Origin of the sequence: Kitasatospora sp. NPDC056138, from assembly GCF_042264695.1 — a bacterium.
Taxonomy (GTDB): Bacteria; Actinomycetota; Actinomycetes; order Streptomycetales; family Streptomycetaceae; genus Kitasatospora.
This window is the reverse complement of record NZ_JBHJVK010000100.1, coordinates 1-2,957: the sequence shown is the minus strand read 5'-3', so window position 1 is coordinate 2,957 and position 2,957 is coordinate 1. Positions and strand designations below refer to the sequence as shown.

Sequence of the window (2,957 nt, the reverse complement as noted above, 5' to 3'; positions counted from 1 at the left end):
GGTCAGGGGCCGGGGCCCGGGGTTCTCACCCGGGCGGGTGGTTTCCGCACGAGCGGGCCCGTCGTGCGGAAACCACCCTGGCCAGCGGGTCAGCGGGTCAGCAACTCAGTGGGTCGGCGCGCCGGTGCCGCACGCGGCCGTGGCCACGAACGACTCGAACGCGGCGCTGGTGCGGTCGGGGTCGGACAGGTCGTACGGGTTCATCGAGAGCGCCAGTTGGTGGCGTCCGCCGGCGTCGCCGAGCACCGTCGTGGTGTATCCGGCTATGCCGCCGTCGTGACCCCAGAAGTCACCACAGGGCTCGGTGACCCGCATCAGCCCGAGACCGTAGCCGAGCCTCGGGTCGCTGGTCGGGTGAGCCGTCGTCATCTCCTCCAACTCGGCCGGACGCAGCAGTCGGCCGCCGAGCAGCGCGGCGTTGAAGCGAGTCAGGTCCTCGGTGCTGGAGATGGCCGATCCGGCGGCGTCGGCGAAGCTCGGGTTGAGCTCGGTGACGTCCAGGTGGCCGCCGGAGAGCGGCTCGACGTAGCCGTGGGCGTAGTGGCCGGGCAGTGTGGTGGCGGTGGTCGGCAGCGTGGTGTGGGTGAGGCCCAGCGGCCGGATGATGCGCCGCTCCACCTCCTGCCGCCAGTTGTGGCCGGTGACCTTGTCGATCAGCAGACCGGCCACGATGTAGTTGGTGTTGGAGTACTGCCAGCCCGTACCGGGAGCGAAGTCGGGCTCGTGCCGGTTGGCGATGGCGATCAGCTGCTGCGGGCTGTAGTCGGTCCAGCGCCCGACCGCGAGCCAGTCGTGCAGACTGGCGTCGTCCCCGGGGCGGTAGTAGAGCCCGGGCTCCCGGAGGTAGTCGTAGAGACCACTGGTGTGGTTGAGCAGCTGACGGACGGTGATGCCCGCGCCGCCGCGCACCACGCCGGGCAGGTAGCGCTCGATCGGGGCGTCCAGCTCCACCCGGCGTTCGCCGACGAGCTGCAGGACGACCGTGGCGACGAAGGTCTTGGTGGCGCTGCCGATCCGGAAGCGGCCGTCGGCGCGGGCCGGGGCGCCGGTGTCCAGGTCCGCCACCCCGGTGGCGCCGCGCCAGACCGTGCGGCCCTGGTCGCGGACCTCGCCCAGTGCCGCGGTGCCGCCGCCCCGGGTGACCAGCGCGTCGAGCGCCTGCCGCAGAGCAGCCGGATCCGCCTGGCCGGCCCGGACCGTGGCCACGCCCGGGCTACCTGCGCCGCCCGTGGCGGCCACCGCTGCGGGTGTCACCGCCAGCACGGCCGCACCGGCCAGCAGGGCGGCACCGATACGAAGGGCCGTTCGCCCGGACTTCGGTGACTGTACGTCGGTCATGGCTGTCATCCCCCTCCGGCCGGTCCTTCCGGCCTCGCACCAAGCCTCACCCCGGGACGGGTGCCCTCACGTCGTCCTCCGGACCGGACCCGCTCCCCCGTGCGAGTGGTTCCGTCGTCCTCCTCGGTGAGGAGAGGGCGGCCGGAGACCGGACCGAACGGCCCGCGCAGGCCTGTGGCACGGCGGCGGACGGCGGACGGGCCCACGTCCGCCCCCGGCAGCGGCCCGGGTCCGGGTCCGGGTCCGGCGACTGTCTCGTCCGGGTGACTCTTCGGTGCTGCCCGTGCCCGACCGAGGCTCGGTCAGGTTGGTCCGGTGCCGGAGTCGTCCGCGACCGGGTGTCCGGTGCCGGAGCACCGCAGCGCCGGTTTCCCGAACCAGGAGCGTCACCTTGAGACTCGCCAGCCATCGCGTCGTGATCACCGCCGCAGGCCGTGACTTCGGGCGGACCCCGGCCGTTCCGCGTGACTGCTTCATCGAGTCGTTCCACGTCGAACAGGTCTGACCGGTGCGGCCCCGGCGGTTGTGGGAGCTCCCAGGCGTGGCACATCCCGCTCGGACCGGGATCGGGGTAAACATGCGTAGGGCCCGAGTGCTGGGCCGCTCCTCCCGGCTGCTCTGGCGCCGATCAGGTGGCCACCGTCAGCGGCGAGAGCCGCGCGAAGTTCCGAGGGAGCCGTCAGTGGGACGTCTGCGGTCGGTGGCGAGCATCCGCAGCGTCGCCGGTCAGATGTTCCTCCTCCAGGTGCTGATCGTGCTGCTGCTGGTGGTGACCGCGGTGACCACGCTGCTGGTCAAGGCACGGAGCGACCGGATCCAGGCCGCGCGCAGCCGTTCGCTCGCCGCGGCCGCGTCGTTCAGCCACGCGCCCGGTCTGGTGCCCGCGCTGCGGACCCCCGACCCGACCGTACTGCTGCAGCCGAAGGCCGAGGCCGCCCGGTTGCAGAGCGGGGTCGACTTCATCGTCGTGATGAACCGGGACGGCATCCGCTACACGGCCACCGATCCGGCGGAGATCGGCCAGCGGTTCATCGGCACCATCGCCCCGTCGCTCGCAGGCGGCATCACGGTGGAGAACGTCAGCGGCCCGAACGGCGCGGACGTGCAGGCGGTCGTCCCGGTGACGGACCCGAGCGGCGCGGTCGTGGGCCTGGTGTCGGCCGGGCTCCAGGTCAGCCGGGTGAGCAGCGCGATCAACCGTCAGCTCCCGTTCATCCTGGGTGCCGGTGCGGCTGCGCTGGCGCTGGCGACGGCGGGTACCGCGCTGGTGACCAGACGGCTGCGGCGGCAGACCCGCGGGCTGGGCCCGGCCGAGATGACCCGGATGTACGAGCACCACGACGCGGTGCTGCACGCGGTGCGCGAGGGCGTGGTCATCGTGGGCGACGAGGGCCGGGTGCTGCTCGCCAACGACGAGGCGCGCCGCCTGCTCGGGCTGTCCTCGGAGCTGGAGGGGCGCCTGGTCTCCGAGCTCGGCCTGGAGCCCCGGACGGCCGATCTGCTGCTCTCCCGCCGTGCCGTCACCGACGAGGTGGTCCCGCTCGGCGACCGGCTGCTGGCGGTGAACATCCGCCCCACCGACCTGCAGGGCGGCCCGGCCGGCAGCGTGGCCCCGCTGC

The 2,957-nt window shown here is 73.2% G+C and carries 2 protein-coding genes; one reads left to right on the top strand and one right to left on the bottom strand.

The genetic code is table 11. From position 1 onward, the window contains the following. Positions 1-105: 105 nt before the first annotated feature. Complete coding sequence (locus tag ACFC1R_RS35760) at positions 106-1,338, bottom strand: serine hydrolase domain-containing protein (protein WP_375945889.1); 1,233 nt, start codon at positions 1,336-1,338, stop codon at positions 106-108. A gap of 730 nt (positions 1,339-2,068) precedes the next feature. Between ACFC1R_RS35760 and ACFC1R_RS35755 the strand changes: the two genes are divergently transcribed. Then, positions 2,069-2,957: PAS domain-containing protein (locus tag ACFC1R_RS35755; protein WP_375945904.1), on the top strand; the 889-nt coding region annotated here is incomplete at its 3' end.

What these genes read in the sequence shown, in the direction of transcription:
- ACFC1R_RS35760 (WP_375945889.1), bottom strand. Translation starts at nt 1,338, where the DNA reads ATGACCGACGTACAGTCACCGAAGTCCGGGCGAACGGCCCTTCGTATC.